Raw genomic sequence first — 13,736 nt, 5'->3', positions numbered from 1 at the left:
AGGGGTACGAGATGATCCTGTACTTTAGCGCGACGGGGAACAGCGAACATGTGGCGCGTCGCATTGCGGCGGCGACAGACGACAAGGTTGTGTCGATTGAGCGTTTTGATGTCGAGGCCCTTCGCCTTGTTGCGACGGAAGGCCCCTGCCAGCTGGGATTTGTTGCTCCGGTGTATGCCTGGGGTCTGCCGATACCGATGATCGAGTTTTTGAAGACTGCCGACCTGTCGATTGCTGCCGGTGCAAAGGGCGGCGAGCGCCCCTATACGTTCTATGTTTCGACGTACGGTTCGACGACCGGCCAATCGGCCAAGTTTGCCCGCGACCTGCTGCACGAGCGTGGGCTCGAGCTGCATGCGGCGATGAGCGTCAAAATGCCTGACACTTGGACGCCTCTGTTCGATTTATCTGATCATCAAAAGGTTGAGGGCATCAACAGAACTGCCGAGGCGCAGATCGATGCCGTGATCGATGCGGTGCGGGAGCGGTGCACGGGCAATATGATGCGCCATCGCGTGCCCCTGTTTGCATCATGCGCGTATCACGCGTTTGGACTGCCGCGTATGCAGCAGACGAGCAAGTTTGCCGTCGATGCTGGCCGCTGCGTCGGGTGTGGCCTCTGCGCTAAGCGCTGTCCCATGGCGGCGATTGAGATGCGCGACGGCCTTCCCGTCTGGACAAAGCCGGAGTGCGCAGCCTGCCTTCGTTGCCTGCACCGTTGTCCCAAATTTGCCATCTCGCACGGTAAGCGCACGGCATCCCACGGTCAGTACAGGCATCCCAAGCCAGGTGTGAGGATGTAGCGGCTGCTGGCCGCGCTACTTCCAAACCGCGAGCGCCGCAGTGCCCAGTACGATGAGGGCGAGACCGATGGCGCTGCGCCGCGAGACCTTTTCGTTGAATGCCAAGCGCGCAAATAGTACCGATACGACAATCGATAGTTTGTCGATCTGCACCACGACGCTCACCTGGCCTGCGGCGATGGCATAGTAATAGAGCAGCCACGATGCTCCGGTCGCGATGCCCGATGCCGCGAGAAATACGAGCTCGTAGCGGTCTACGTGCACGGCTTGGCCCATCTTGCCTTTAGCTGCCACGATTGCCCATGCCATAACCAGTACCACGCAGGTGCGGATTGCCGTGGCCAGATTTGACTCGACGCCTTCGATGCCGATCTTAGCGAGGACGGAGGTGAGTGCTGCGAACATGGCGGCGCCGAGGGCGTAAGCGAGCCAGGTCCGGTCTTGCTGCTGCTCGGGTCCGGCGGATTGCTGCTTCTCGGTCATTAAAAACGTGCCGAGGGTAATGACGGCGGTTCCCACGAGCTTAACCGCAAGGTTGCTCGTCTCGCCAAAAAGCACGATGGCGATCAGCACGGCGAGCACGGTGCTCATCTTGTCGACCGGTACGACCTTATTGACGTCTCCGATGCTCAACGCCTTAAAGTAACAGATCCACGAAGCGCCGGTAGCGAGTCCCGAGAGGACGAGAAAGAGCCAGGATCTGGGTTCGATGCTGCCAATGGTTCCAATGGATCCAGAAATGCCCGCCATTGCCCAGGCGAAAACGAGCACCACGCAGGTGCGAATGGCCGTCGCGACATCGGAGTCGGTCTGCTTGATGCCGCATTTGGCCAAGATGGATGTGATGCCGGCAAAGAATGCTGACGCAAATGCTGCGACGACCCACGACACGGGTGAAATGCCTCCCCAAAGAACAACCGCGCCAGATTTACGGCGCTCGTCCGATGATACCGTCCCGCCATGAAGCTTTGATATCGCTGTGGTGAGACAGGGGCCATAGTTCAAGAGGGCATTTGGTTAAGGCTCGAATCATAGGTGAATGGTTTTCCGCGAAGTGAACGAGTAAATCTGGACCCCTGGAACATGCACACTTTTTTCGAACAAAACTGCAGGATTCTTAGACAAAACCGCAGGAATTGAGTCCTTAAAAATGTCGATGCTACAGGGCACTGTTTTTACTCGTTCACTTCTCGGAAAGGTATTCACCTTCGATATGCTGACGGTGTCTTTTTGGTTGCTAAGAACTAGACGGCCTGTTGTGAGGGGCGGTGGTGACGCTATGCCGCCTTGTTTCATTGAAAAAATAAGCGGGGTACCACCTAAGCTTATTAGCTGTCGATTACAGGTCGCGTACTCGATAAACCTTGGTGCTGACGGTGCAGCTGATTGCGCATAGTGCGAGCGCCAGTACGGCAATTCCTGCACACAGACAGCCAAGGACGGCAGGATCGGGATTCGCTCCGGCAATCGACATGAGCCAGTTGCTGATGGGGTTGGAGGAGCTCAACGTGGCAATGGCAAGGCACCAGAGCAGGGCAAACAGGCCAACGGATAGGCGCAGTGCCTCCATGTGTCCAAATCGGAAGAACAGCGGCTGTGCCAAGAACACCATCATGAGGGAGATGAGCATCGATGCTGCCGAGGCAATTGCGATCTCAAAGATGGTTTGTCCTGTCGAGGCCACGCCCACGCTGTTGAAGAACGGAAGGGCGATGATGTTCAAAAGCACGGCGGCGCAGGCCATGATGGCCGAGAAGACAACGATGCACAGGTAGCGTGCGCAAATAATGTCTTTGCGCGTGAGAGGCAGCGTTGCCCGATAACGCTCCCATCCGTTTTGATTGTCGAAGCCGGCCAGCGAGTTCATGACCATGATGGGCGACATGGCGCTGACCGCGCAGGCGCCGGCGCTCATGCCGGAATCGCCATCCGACGCGTTGGCAAGGGTTAGCACGACGAAGATGAACAGGCCGACGCCCGCGATGCTCGGGGTGAGCGTGCGAACGATGGCGAGCTCGGACATAAAGGCGCGTTTCATTTCGAAGCCCCTTTCAGCATGAGGCGCAGATAGTCATCAATGGTTGCCCGATCGCAGGGAATCTCGGGAAAGGCCTCGAGCGTTTCGCGACGGTTGGGCACGAGCACGTCCACGCTATAGGCGTGGTGGACGGCACGGGCGCCTTCGACGCAAGCCATAAGCTCGGCGGCCTGTGCTTGGGTACAGTGGGCGATGCCGGCGCGGTCGGTAATGTCCTCGCGCGGCAGGTCAAAAATAATCGAGCCATTATCGATGCAGACGACGCGGTCGGCGGCGCGATCGAGGTCGGACGTAATGTGGCTCGAGAGCAGCACGCTGCGCTGACCGTCAGAAACAAAGGCGAGTAGCTCATCGAGCAGCTCCTCACGTGCCATGGGGTCGAGGCCTGCGGTGGCTTCGTCCAAAACGAGCAGCTTGGCCTTGTGGCTGAGTGCGCAGGTAAGCTGAAGTTTCATGCCCATGCCGCGGGAGAGGTCCTTGACCTTTGTCTTGGGATCGAGGCCAAATCGGTCGATGAGGCTGGCGAAGGTGTCGTGGCTCCAGGTGGGGTACGCCGGGCTTACGAGTGCCTCAACTTCGGTCACCTTGAGTGTGGAAGGGAAGGGGCATGTGTCCAGCACGAGGCCGACACGAGTGCGCAAGCAGCGCTGCGCTTCATCGGGCGCGCCGGCGCCACAGCGCTGCCCAAACAGGTGCACCTCGCCGGTATCGAGTTTGATAAGTCCGAGAGCGGCTCGAATGGTCGTTGTTTTGCCGGCGCCGTTGGCACCAACAAAGCCGACGATCTGGCCAGGCTCCACGGCAAGCGTGACGTCGCGCAGCGAAAAGCGGTCGCTTACAGTGCGTGAGATGCCTTTGAGGTCAAGCAAGTTTTGCATGGTATAGCCTTTCTTGCAGATGGCTACTGCATGGTTTCGGGGGCTACCAGGTCAAGCATTTCGTGCAGCTTGTCGCGCGTGACGCCCAAGGCTTCGGCTTGGCTTGCCGCTTTCGCAAGCAGCTCTTCGATATGGCAGAGCTGGTTTTCACGTAAGAGCTCCTGGTTGCCCTCGGCGACAAAACAGCCCTTGCCCTGCACGGTGCAGATAAACCCGAGCTGCTCCAGGTCGGCGTAGGCGCGCTTGGTGGTGATGACGCTCACGCCAAGATCGCTCGCGAGCGCACGGATGCTGGGGAGCTTTGCTCCCGCGGCGAGCGTGCCCGAAAGGATCTGAGCTTTGACTTGCGAGGCTATTTGCTCGTAGATGGGTTTGTCGCTCGAATTGGATAGGATGATGTCCACAGCGGCTCCTTAGCTGTTGGGCTACACGTGTATATAACCGGTAAGCACAGTATATATACACTATGCACAGTTATGCAAGAGGCAAATACGGATTGGGCCGGCTGCCTAGGCCCCAACTGATGAATTTGTCCTGATAGGCGCCCTAGAGCGAGATTTCGCGGCTACAATAGTGCGGTTACAACGACGTAATGCACTCAATGCAAGAAAGGATCCGCATGGCAAGCCTGTCGGATGAAATCTCGTCGCGCCGCACATTCGCGATCATCAGCCACCCGGACGCCGGTAAGACCACGCTTACCGAGAAGCTGCTGCTCTATACCGGCAGCATCCAGACTGCCGGCTCGGTCAAGGGCAAGAGTTCGGCCAAGCATGCCGTCTCGGACTGGATGGACATCGAGAAGGAGCGCGGTATCTCCGTTACCTCCTCGGTGCTGCAGTTCACCTATAACGGCGCCTGCGTCAATATCCTCGATACCCCCGGCCACCAGGACTTCTCGGAGGATACCTACCGTACCCTTATGGCCGCCGACGCCGCGGTCATGGTCATCGATGGCGCCAAGGGCGTCGAGGCCCAGACCAAAAAGCTCTTTAAGGTCTGCACGCTGCGCCATATTCCCATCTTCACCTTTGTGAACAAGCTCGACCACGAGGCTCGCGATCCGTTTGAGCTCATGGAAGAGATCGAGAACGTCCTGGGCATCAACACCTATCCCATGAACTGGCCGATCGGCAGCGGCCGCAACTTCCGCGGCGTGTTCGATCGTCAGACCCGTCGCGTTATCGCCTTTGAGGGCGACGGTCACGCCAACGCCACCAAGAAGGTCGCCGAGGTCGAGGCTGAGCTGGGCGACCCCTCCATGGACGAGCTTATTGGCGAAGAGAACCATAAGAACCTGATGGACGACATCGAGCTGCTCGATGGCGCCGGCGACGAGCTCGACTTGGATGCCGTGGCCTGCGGCAAGCTGAGCCCGGCGTTCTTTGGCTCGGCGCTCACTAACTTTGGCGTGGAGCCCTTCCTCAAGGAGTTCCTGCGTCTGGCCCCGACGCCGCGCGCCTATACCGATACGCTCACCAGTGAGCCGGTCGATCCTTGCCGCGACGACTTTAGCGGCTTTGTGTTTAAGATTCAGGCCAACATGGACAAGAACCACCGTGACCGCATCGCCTTTGTGCGCATTTGCTCGGGTAAGTTCGAGCGCGGCATGGATGCCTTTCACGTGCAGGGCAACCGCAAGCTTAAGCTCGCCACGGGCACGTCGATGATGGCCGACGATCGCGCCATCGTGGACGAGGCGTACGCGGGCGATATCGTGGGCCTCTTCGACCCGGGTATCTTTAGCATCGGCGACACCGTGTGCTCCGGCAAGCGCCACGTGCAGTATCCGCAGATCCCGACGTTTGCCCCCGAGATGTTCGCTCGCATTACGCAGGTCGACACGCTCAAGCGCAAGCAGTTCGTCAAGGGTATGGAGGAGCTTGCCCAGGAGGGTGCTATCCAGATCTTCCGCGAGCTGGGTGCCGGCATGGAGAGCGTCATCGTGGGCGTGGTCGGCGTGCTGCAGTTTGAGGTGCTCGAGCGCCGTCTCAAGGCCGAGTACCGTGTCGAGGTTCGTCGCCAGCCGCTGCCCTATACGGATATCCGCTGGATCCAGAACGACCCCGACACCATCGATATCCCGGGCCTTTCGCTCACGCGCGACACGCTGCGCGTCGAGGACATGCGCGGCGGCAAGCTGTTGCTGTTCACGAGCCCGTGGAACGTGGATTGGGCGACTGACCACAACCCCGACCTTATCCTGTCGGAGTTTGGCAACGTAGCGTTTTAACGCATCGGCGCGGTGGCCCTGCGGGGCTGCCGCGCCGTTTGCTTGCCTGATGCCGTGTGAGCGGCTATCATACCCACCGTCGCCTCAAGACCGAGACGTCCGAGCAGTTCGGGTCCGATATCCTGCTCGTTAAACCTAAAACCAAAGGAGTACATAATGATCAAGAAGGTCATGGAGGACTACAAGGTCCTGTTGCGGAGCATTCCCGCGGCAACGGTTTCGCTGTTTTTCGTGAGCGTCATCATGATGAACCTGCTGGCCAACAAAGAGCTTATTAGCCTGCCGTATCTGGCACTCGATTGCGGCTTTGTGGTGAGCTGGGTTTCTTTTTTGTGCCAGGACATGATCTGCAAGCGCTTTGGCGCTAAGGCATCCATCAAAATCTCTATCCTCGCGCTGCTGGTCAACCTGGCCGTGAGCCTGTGTTTTTGGGTATGCTCGCTCACGCCCGGCATGTGGGGCGCCTACTACGACACGGGCATGATCGAGGTCAACACTGCCCTTAACGCCACCATCGGCGGCACCTGGTACGTGGTGCTGGGCTCTTCGCTGGCAATGCTTGTTTCTGCCGTGGTTAACTCCACGCTCAACCAGTCGCTCGGCCGCATGCTCAAAAAGAATAACTTTGCGAGCTTTGCCTTCCGCTCCTATGTGTCTACGGGTGTTGGCCAGTTTATCGACAACCTGGTCTTTGCCATTGTGGTGAGCCACACGTTCTTTGGTTGGACCTGGGTGCAGGTCCTTATGTGCTCGCTGACGGGTGCCATCGCCGAGCTGCTGTGTGAGGTCTTCCTAAGCCCCGTTGGCTACAAGGTCGTGCGCGGCTGGGAGCGCGAGAATGTGGGCTCCGAGTACCTCGAGCGCCACGCAACCGCCTAAGGAGCAAGTATGCGGGTTTTGATCACGGGCGCTTCGGGCGGTATCGGAGCCGCATGCGTGCAGCGCTTTTTGGACGAGGGCCACGAGGTCGTGGGCTTTGATCTGCTGCCGGCGGCGATCGAACACGAGCGCTACCGCCATCTGATTGTTGATGTCCGCGAGCCGGGCTCGTTTCCAGGCGACCTTGAACCACAGGTAATCGTAAACGTTGCCGGTACGCAGGATTCGGCCGACGATATCGCCGCCAACCTGTGTGGCACCATCAACGTGACCGAGCGCTATGCCTTTGTGGGGGAGGGGCTTGCCGTCAAGCCGGCGCCGACAATTCGCTCCGTGGTCAATGTGGGCTCGGCGAGCGGCCATACGGGTTCGGAGTTTCCCGCCTATGCCGCCAGCAAGGGCGGCGTTATCGCCTACACCAAGAACCTTGCAAACCGCCTGGCACCGCAGGCCATCGCCAACAGTGTGGACCCAGGCGGCGTTATCACGCCGCTCAACCGTTGCGTGATGGAAGACGAACACCTGTGGAACCAGATTATGGAGCTCACGCCGCTTAAGCGCTGGGCCACCGCCCAAGAGATCGCCGAGTGGATCTACTTTGTGGGCGTGACCAACCGGTTTATGACAGGGCAGAGTCTGCTGATTGATGGCGGCGAGGCCGGTCGCACACAATTTATTTGGCCCGAATAGGAAACGCGCCCGATGGAAAGCCGTCGGGCGCGTTTTTGATGCATCGATTTTTAGCCGAGGCAAGTCCAGTTGACGGGGGTCAAGCCGTGCTGTTCGAGTAGCCGATTGGCTGCCGAGAAGGGGCGCGACCCTATAAAAGCGGGGAGTTCTGCCGTGGCACGGTTGGCCGAAAGCGGCGAGGGATGCGTGGACGCCAGGCAGAACTTGTCGGTTGCCTTGCCCGCGCCGATCGCGGCGAGCTTACCCTCAACCATCTGCTGGGCAAAGCGGCCCCATGCCAAAAAGACTACCGGTTGGGGCAGCTGGCAGCAGCGTTCGATAACATAGTCGGTCAGGGTACTCCAGCCCAGCTTGGCGTGCGAGTTCGCGGCGTGCTCGCGCACGGTGAGCGTGGTGTTGAGGAGCAGGACGCCTTGTTGTGCCCATGGGGTTAGGTCTCCTGTGGCGGGAATGGGGTAGCCCAGATCGGCATTGAGTTCCTTGTAGATGTTGCGCAGGCTCGGCGGCAGCTTGGTTTGCGTCGCGGGGACCGAGAACGACAGCCCCATGGCCTGGTTGGGTCCGTGATAGGGGTCTTGACCCAAGATGACAACCTTGACCTGGTCGGCCGGCGTGTAGGCGAGGGCATTGAGGATGTCGTCTTGTGCCGGGTAGATAGTCTGCTCGGTACGCAAAAGGGCGATGCGCTTGAGCAGCTGGTTCGTAGTGTCACGTACCGGCTGCGGCGCATCGCCCAACCAAGTTGCTATGTTGCGGTCGCGAGTTGCGGTGTCCATGGGGCTCCTTTATGGCAGATGCTCTGTTCGCATCTATTGTAAAGGCGTCCGGAGACCTTTATGTCGCGGCTGCATGAGGAGTGGGGTCTACGAGACGCGCTCGGGCGTTCCTGCCATGTGGGTGTGGTCGTGAGCATGCGCATGAAGTCGCGGAAGCTGCACGGTTGCCACTATGACGCCGGTGAGGATGAGAGCGGCGCCAAAGAAGGCGATGGGGTTCAGGACCTCGCCAACCAAGAAGAACGAAAAGACGGCGGAGCAGACCGGCTCAAGCGAGAAGGCGAAGCCGGTGGTCTCGGCGGGCACGTGGGGCTGCACGAGCGTCTGGGTGATAAAGCCGTAGGCAGAGCAGATGAGTGCGAGCGCGACGACGACCACGATCTCGCTGGGCGTACTGGGAAGTGTGAAACCGCCAAAGACGCATGCGGCAATGCCCGAGAACAGGCCGCCAAAGCCCAGCTGCCAAACGCCCAGGGACAGCGGATTGACTTCTTCGACAAAGCGCTTGGCCACGATAATATGGCTGGCATAGATAAAGGCCGAGAGCAGCATGATGAGCGCGCCCGGGTTCAGGCTGGTAAAGTCGGCGCCCGAGAGCAGCAGCATGCCGCAGGTGACGATGGCGGTGCCGACGAGCACCTTGCGCTCGGGGGCGCGACGCAGCAGGGCGGCGTTGGCAAACGGCACGATCACGACCGTCAGGCTCTGCAAAAAGCCAGCGGTGGAGGCGGACGTAAGGCTGGAGCCCAGGCACATGCAGGTGAGCTCGGTTGCCATGATGGCACCGATGATGGCGGCACGGACCATAAGGTCGCGGTTGATGCGCAACGCGTGCTTGTGGAAGAGCAGCAGGCAGACCACAAAGGCGATGATGCAGCGTAGCGCGACGATGCTCGTGGCGTTCATGCTGTCCATGCCGATCTTCATGAGGGGATACGAAAAGCCCCATGCGACGGGAACGGAAAATGAGAGCGCGATTGCTTTTTTGCGATCCATGGGACTCCTTTTGTTACAGAACGGTTTCGCAAAAAGGATTCTGCTCCCAGATGTGGATGTAGTAAAGCGAATGTATCTTCAGTATGATTAAGAAATACTAATGTTGGCAGAAAAAGCCCTGGCAAAACGTTTTACGGCTGCATTGATGTGGAGGCGCGATGGCATCGCGGTATCAGATTGTGTGTATGGTGGTCGATCGCGGCAGTCTTAAGGGCGCGGCGGACGAGCTGGGCTATACGCAAAGTGCGGTGAGCCAGGCCGTCAAGGCGCTCGAGCGTGAGCTGGGTACCACGCTTATCGAGCGCGGTAAGCAGGGCGTTTCGCTTACGCGCGACGGTAAACAATATCTGCCGTACCTGCGCCAGATCGTGACCGCCGAGGCCGAGCTCGAGGGCAAACGCCAGGAGCTGCTGGGGCTCTCCTCGACTGATATTCGCATTGCGACGTTTACCAACGTGAGCCGTACCGTGTTGCCGCGCGTAATCCGCGACTTTGGAGCCCTGCACCCGGGCGTGCACTTTACCCTCAAGCAGGGCGATTACACGCGCAACGCCCAGTGGGTGCACGATGGCGTGGTCGATTTTTGCTTTACGGCACGCGGGTTTACCGCGGGGCTCGAGAAGCGCGTGGTCTATCACGACGAGTTGGTGGCACTGCTTCCGGCCGCGCATCCGCTGGCGGCAAAGGAGAAGGTGACGCTCGCCGACCTGGCGTCCGAGCCGTTTGTGTTGCTGGATGAGGGCGAACAGAGCCTGGTGCTCGATGCATTTGCGGCGCATGGGCTGTCGCCGCACGTGACGAGTGAGGTGACCGACGACTACACCATCATGGCGATGGTCGAGGAGGGCCTAGGCGTGAGTATGCTTTATCGCCGTACCGTTGAGGGCGTGCAAGCCGATATCCGTGTGCGGCCTATCGTGCATGCCCCCTCGCGCGACGTGGTGGCCGCCTGGCGCAGCTGGGACACCATGCCCATCGCCACGAGGCGCTTTATCGACTATATGAGCTCGCATATTGTCAATTAATGACTGTCGTGGCGTTGAGTGCGGTGTTTAGCGGGCTGTCGCTTTGGCTTGGGTGGCGCGATAGGTGCGTGCCGGGTGGCAAAGTAGTACCGCCACGACCATAAAGAACGCCGTGGTGCCCAGGCTGATGGGGTAGACCATCATGATGTTCGCAAAGGTGCGGAAGTGCGGGAACACGCAGAACACCCAGTAGAAGCGGATGCCGCAGACGCAGATCATGGTGATGAGGGCGGGTGTGAGCGAGATGCCAAAGCCGCGCAGGTAGCCTGACATGTTTTCGTAGAACATGCTAAAGGCGTACGCCGGGAAGATCGAGCACACGCGGATATAGCCGATCGAGACGATGTTGGGATCGCTGTTGAACAGCGACAAGATCTCGCGCCCCAGGCCGACAATAACGATGATCGTGGTGAGCGCGACGATACCGCCTTCGACCAGGCAGACCTTGAGCGTTTTGGTGCAGCGGTCGATCTGGCGGGCACCGTGGTTTTGTCCCACAAAGGTGGTGCACGCCTGGCTAAAGCTGTTGAGCAGGTTGTAGCATACGTACTCCAAGCTCATGGCGGCGCTCGATGCCGCCATGACCTCGGTGCCCAGGCTGTTGATGGCGGACTGGATGATGATGTTGGCTACGGCAAAGACGGCGCTTTGGATGCCGGCTGGCAGGCCGATCTTGACGATGCGCTTGAGGGCGACGGGGTCGATAGCCAGGTCGCGTGGGGTGACGCGGACGACGGAGTCGGTCTTGAGCAGGCGGATAAAGAGTGTGGCGGCGCTGACGGTGTAGGCGATGGCGGTGGCGATGGCGACGCCCGCGACACCCCAGTGGAGTACGGGGACAAAGATGAGGTCCAGGCCAATGTTGAGGACGGTGGACACGGCAAGCGCCTGCAGCGGCATGCGGGTGATGCCGACGGAGCGGAAGATCGCAGCCTCAAAGTTGTAGAGCAAGATCGAGGGCATGCTCAGCAAAAAGACGCGCAGGTAGAGCGAAGCGAGCGGCATGGTTTCGGCGGGAACGTTGAGGGCGGCGAGCATGGGCTCGGCAAAGATCTCGCCCAGCGCGATGACGATAAAGCCCACGAGCGCCATTAAAATCGAGGTATGGACGGCGCGTTTGACCATGCTCTGATCGTCGCGGCCGATAGCGTTGGCGATGACCACGTTGGAGCCAAGCGACATGCCAATAAACAGGTTGAGCATAAGGCTGGTAAGCGGAACATTGGAGCCGACCGCCGCCATGGCGAGGGTTCCCTGGTCGCCCGAGAAGTTGCCGATAATGACCGTGGCGATGAGGTTCGACAGCTGCTCCAAGATGCTCGTGGCGGCCACGGGGAAGGCGAACAGGGGAATATTGCGCCACAGCGAGCCGGTGGTCATATCGATGTGCTTAGATGCGGTATCAGCCATACGCTCTCAATCTCTAACATGCTATATCGTGCTTATTTGCGCAGACGATGATACTCCTAATGCAACCAGTCGGCACTTAGGGACGTTCCTTTTCTGCCGGCAGCTGGGGACACTCCTTATCTCTTCTAACTAGTCATTCAAGAACGTCTCTTCTAACTAGTCATTCAAGAACGTCCCCAATGACTAGGTGGGGAAGGCGTGCGACAATGGTGGGCGTTGTGTTGTTCGCGCTAAGGAGTTGCCATGTTGTTGTGTCCCGTTTGCCATGAGCCTTTGGTGGACAATGAGCGCGGTGCTGCATGCGCGGGCGGACACCGGTTTGACCGTGCTCGCGAGGGCTATCTATATCTACTGCGCTCGTCCAAGAGCGGCGACTCCATGGGCGATCCCAAGTCGCAGGCACGCAGCCGTCGTGACTTTTTGAACCGTGGTTACTATGCGCCGTTGCGCGATGCGATGGTCGAGCTCGTGCGCGAGCGGGTGTCTGGGCGTGCAGCATCTGCGAACGGCCCCATGACGCTGCTCGATATTTGCTGCGGCGAGGGCTACTACACCAGCGCCATGGGCGCGGTGCCGGGCGTGGGCGCTTACGGGTTCGACTTGGGCAAAGAGATGGTGCGCCTGGCCGCCAAGCGCGGCGATGCGACCTATTTCGTGGCCAACATGAAGGACATCCCCGTGGCGGACGGCGCCTTCGATATGGTGACCGAGCTCTTCGCTCCCTTTAACGAGCGTGAGTTTGCCCGCGTGCTGGCGCCAGAGGGCTCACTCTATACCGTGGTGCCGGGTGCTCGTCACCTCTTTGGGCTCAAGGAGGTACTCTACGACACGCCGTACCTTAACGATGAGAAGCTGCCGAAGACCACCGAGCTCGAGTTGGTCGGAACGCAGCGGGTGTCTGCGAATATTACGCTTCAGACCCAGGCGGACATCGAGGCGGTGTTCCAGATGACGCCGTACTACTACCGCACGCGCCCCGCCGACAAAGAGCGCCTGGCAAACCTCGATACCCTTCAGACTGACATCGACTTCATCATCGCCGAGTACCGCCACAGCTAACAACCTGCCAAAAAGGGACAGGTTTATTTTGGTAGGTTTTATCTGGGCAAACGTAAAGGGCCGACCGCGGAGATGCGCGATCGGCCCTTTTTAGTTGCTTGGCTGCAGAGGTTATGAGAAGCGAGCGCTTATAGGCGGTCCTTGTTCTCGGCCTTAACGGCGTGTGCCTGCTGAACAAAGAACAGGTCGTACACCACGATGACAAAGGCGCCAAAGTTGATGGCGTCGCCGCCAAACGCGGGAAGCGTGAGCACCGCTTGGGCAAGCGTGGCGACCGCGGCAACAATACCGAGCTTAAACGCGCCGTCCACCTGCGAAGGCTTGTTGGCGCCCTTGATACCGGCGACGCCTGCGGCAAGGTCGACGAGACCCTTGGCGATAAGCACGACCGCTGCGAGCGTGGCGTACGAACCGTACGTGGAATCGAGACCGCCCGTGGCGATACCGACGCCGGCGGTGACGAGGCTGGCGATGCCCAAAACAAAGTAGATGAGAGCAAGGATTTTGAGAGTCTTGCGAGTGAAGCTCATGGCTGGTCCTTTCGATACGAGTACGCCAACTTGGCGCACCCAATGTACTGCACATATGGTGAAGCACATTGTAGTTCAACGCGGCGATGCATGCGTTTGAAAGCGTCTCTTGCCCGCACGGTCCAACCTTTCAAAAAAGAAAGCTGGGCGTAAGTCAAATCGATGGCAGCGTATGCGCGGCGCTGTGATGATGGGGCCATGGTAAGAGCTGGACCGAAGGAGAAGCCATGATGTACGGAGCAGGGCAAGTGCGTGAGCCGCGGTCGTTGGGAAGGCGCATGAGTGATTCCGTGATCGCTGCCGTGTGCACGGGATTGATGGCGGTGCTTTGCATTGGGATGCTGTGGGCCATGTCGCATGTGGGACAATAGCGGACGGTGGGGTGCCGACACAAACGGCGCTCACGTATTCGTTTTGCT

The 13,736-nt window shown here is 59.3% G+C and carries 14 protein-coding genes; 6 read left to right on the top strand and 8 right to left on the bottom strand.

Annotated elements, in window-relative coordinates; genetic code table 11:
• Positions 1 to 11: 11 nt before the first annotated feature.
• The gene (locus ARB25_RS06255) at positions 12 to 803 is read left to right on the top strand and encodes an EFR1 family ferrodoxin (RefSeq protein ID WP_055286683.1); all 792 of its coding nucleotides are present in this window, start codon (positions 12 to 14) and stop codon (positions 801 to 803) included.
• Positions 804 to 818: 15 nt separating this feature from the next.
• On the opposite strand, the gene ARB25_RS06250 is transcribed toward ARB25_RS06255, so the two are convergent.
• The 4 genes from ARB25_RS06250 to ARB25_RS06235 form a co-directional block, all read right to left on the bottom strand.
• Positions 819 to 1,694, bottom strand: coding sequence for an EamA family transporter (locus tag ARB25_RS06250; RefSeq protein WP_055286682.1), 876 nt, complete (start codon positions 1,692 to 1,694; stop codon positions 819 to 821).
• Positions 1,695 to 2,142: 448 nt separating this feature from the next.
• Positions 2,143 to 2,841: an ABC-2 transporter permease gene (locus tag ARB25_RS06245; protein WP_055286680.1), complete on the bottom strand. Its 699-nt coding sequence runs from the start codon at positions 2,839 to 2,841 to the stop codon at positions 2,143 to 2,145.
• On the bottom strand, positions 2,838 to 3,719 hold the full coding sequence (locus tag ARB25_RS06240) for an ABC transporter ATP-binding protein (protein ID WP_055286678.1): 882 nt from the start codon (positions 3,717 to 3,719) through the stop codon (positions 2,838 to 2,840). The genes ARB25_RS06245 and ARB25_RS06240 overlap by 4 nt, the downstream gene beginning before the upstream one ends.
• Before the next feature lie 23 nt (positions 3,720 to 3,742).
• Positions 3,743 to 4,123, bottom strand: coding sequence for a GntR family transcriptional regulator (locus ARB25_RS06235; RefSeq protein ID WP_055252216.1), 381 nt, complete (start codon positions 4,121 to 4,123; stop codon positions 3,743 to 3,745).
• A 215-nt stretch (positions 4,124 to 4,338) separates the two neighbouring features.
• Between ARB25_RS06235 and ARB25_RS06230 the strand changes: the two genes are divergently transcribed.
• The 3 genes from ARB25_RS06230 (at position 4,339) to ARB25_RS06220 (ending at position 7,521) form a co-directional block, all read left to right on the top strand.
• Positions 4,339 to 5,952: a peptide chain release factor 3 gene (locus ARB25_RS06230; protein WP_055286676.1), complete on the top strand. Its 1,614-nt coding sequence runs from the start codon at positions 4,339 to 4,341 to the stop codon at positions 5,950 to 5,952.
• 156 nt (positions 5,953 to 6,108) lie between these two features.
• On the top strand, positions 6,109 to 6,831 hold the full coding sequence (locus ARB25_RS06225; RefSeq protein WP_253276063.1) for a VUT family protein: 723 nt from the start codon (positions 6,109 to 6,111) through the stop codon (positions 6,829 to 6,831).
• Between the two features lie 9 nt (positions 6,832 to 6,840).
• A complete protein-coding gene (locus tag ARB25_RS06220; protein ID WP_055286675.1) occupies positions 6,841 to 7,521 on the top strand; it encodes an SDR family NAD(P)-dependent oxidoreductase in 681 nt (226 codons plus the stop codon).
• A 50-nt stretch (positions 7,522 to 7,571) separates the two neighbouring features.
• Here ARB25_RS06220 and ARB25_RS06215 read toward each other — a convergent pair whose 3' ends face one another.
• On the bottom strand, positions 7,572 to 8,297 hold the full coding sequence (locus tag ARB25_RS06215) for a uracil-DNA glycosylase (RefSeq protein ID WP_055286673.1): 726 nt from the start codon (positions 8,295 to 8,297) through the stop codon (positions 7,572 to 7,574).
• A gap of 87 nt (positions 8,298 to 8,384) precedes the next feature.
• Positions 8,385 to 9,293: a DMT family transporter gene (locus ARB25_RS06210; protein WP_055286671.1), complete on the bottom strand. Its 909-nt coding sequence runs from the start codon at positions 9,291 to 9,293 to the stop codon at positions 8,385 to 8,387.
• A gap of 158 nt (positions 9,294 to 9,451) precedes the next feature.
• Here ARB25_RS06210 and ARB25_RS06205 point away from each other — a divergent pair, with 158 nt between their 5' ends.
• Positions 9,452 to 10,318 carry a LysR family transcriptional regulator gene (locus tag ARB25_RS06205; protein WP_055286669.1) on the top strand — a complete coding sequence of 289 codons (867 nt, stop codon included), beginning with the start codon at positions 9,452 to 9,454 and terminating at the stop codon, positions 10,316 to 10,318.
• A 27-nt stretch (positions 10,319 to 10,345) separates the two neighbouring features.
• On the opposite strand, the gene ARB25_RS06200 is transcribed toward ARB25_RS06205, so the two are convergent.
• The gene (locus tag ARB25_RS06200) at positions 10,346 to 11,728 is read right to left on the bottom strand and encodes an MATE family efflux transporter (RefSeq protein ID WP_055286667.1); all 1,383 of its coding nucleotides are present in this window, start codon (positions 11,726 to 11,728) and stop codon (positions 10,346 to 10,348) included.
• Positions 11,729 to 11,971: 243 nt separating this feature from the next.
• Between ARB25_RS06200 and ARB25_RS06195 the strand changes: the two genes are divergently transcribed.
• Positions 11,972 to 12,787 carry a putative RNA methyltransferase gene (locus ARB25_RS06195; protein WP_055286666.1) on the top strand — a complete coding sequence of 272 codons (816 nt, stop codon included), beginning with the start codon at positions 11,972 to 11,974 and terminating at the stop codon, positions 12,785 to 12,787.
• Between the two features lie 128 nt (positions 12,788 to 12,915).
• On the opposite strand, the gene ARB25_RS06190 is transcribed toward ARB25_RS06195, so the two are convergent.
• Entirely contained in the window at positions 12,916 to 13,317 is a 402-nt protein-coding gene (locus ARB25_RS06190; protein ID WP_055286664.1) for a hypothetical protein, read from the bottom strand.
• Positions 13,318 to 13,736 lie beyond the last annotated feature (419 nt).

The organism is Collinsella aerofaciens, assembly GCF_001405375.1.
In the GTDB taxonomy this organism is placed as follows: domain Bacteria; phylum Actinomycetota; class Coriobacteriia; order Coriobacteriales; family Coriobacteriaceae; genus Collinsella; species Collinsella aerofaciens_F.
Note: the sequence above shows the minus strand (reverse complement) of the source record. Positions and strands in the feature narration are given on the sequence as shown.

Coding starts and splice junctions, on each gene's coding strand:
- ARB25_RS06215 (WP_055286673.1), bottom strand. CDS start 8,297: ATGGACACCGCAACTCGCGACCGCAACATAGCAACTTGGTTGGGCGAT.
- ARB25_RS06220 (WP_055286675.1), top strand. CDS start 6,841: ATGCGGGTTTTGATCACGGGCGCTTCGGGCGGTATCGGAGCCGCATGC.
- ARB25_RS06205 (WP_055286669.1), top strand. CDS start 9,452: ATGGCATCGCGGTATCAGATTGTGTGTATGGTGGTCGATCGCGGCAGT.
- ARB25_RS06230 (WP_055286676.1), top strand. CDS start 4,339: ATGGCAAGCCTGTCGGATGAAATCTCGTCGCGCCGCACATTCGCGATC.
- ARB25_RS06255 (WP_055286683.1), top strand. CDS start 12: ATGATCCTGTACTTTAGCGCGACGGGGAACAGCGAACATGTGGCGCGT.
- ARB25_RS06195 (WP_055286666.1), top strand. CDS start 11,972: ATGTTGTTGTGTCCCGTTTGCCATGAGCCTTTGGTGGACAATGAGCGC.
- ARB25_RS06210 (WP_055286671.1), bottom strand. CDS start 9,293: ATGGATCGCAAAAAAGCAATCGCGCTCTCATTTTCCGTTCCCGTCGCA.
- ARB25_RS06200 (WP_055286667.1), bottom strand. CDS start 11,728: ATGGCTGATACCGCATCTAAGCACATCGATATGACCACCGGCTCGCTG.
- ARB25_RS06190 (WP_055286664.1), bottom strand. CDS start 13,317: ATGAGCTTCACTCGCAAGACTCTCAAAATCCTTGCTCTCATCTACTTT.
- ARB25_RS06225 (WP_253276063.1), top strand. CDS start 6,109: ATGATCAAGAAGGTCATGGAGGACTACAAGGTCCTGTTGCGGAGCATT.
- ARB25_RS06245 (WP_055286680.1), bottom strand. CDS start 2,841: ATGAAACGCGCCTTTATGTCCGAGCTCGCCATCGTTCGCACGCTCACC.
- ARB25_RS06240 (WP_055286678.1), bottom strand. CDS start 3,719: ATGCAAAACTTGCTTGACCTCAAAGGCATCTCACGCACTGTAAGCGAC.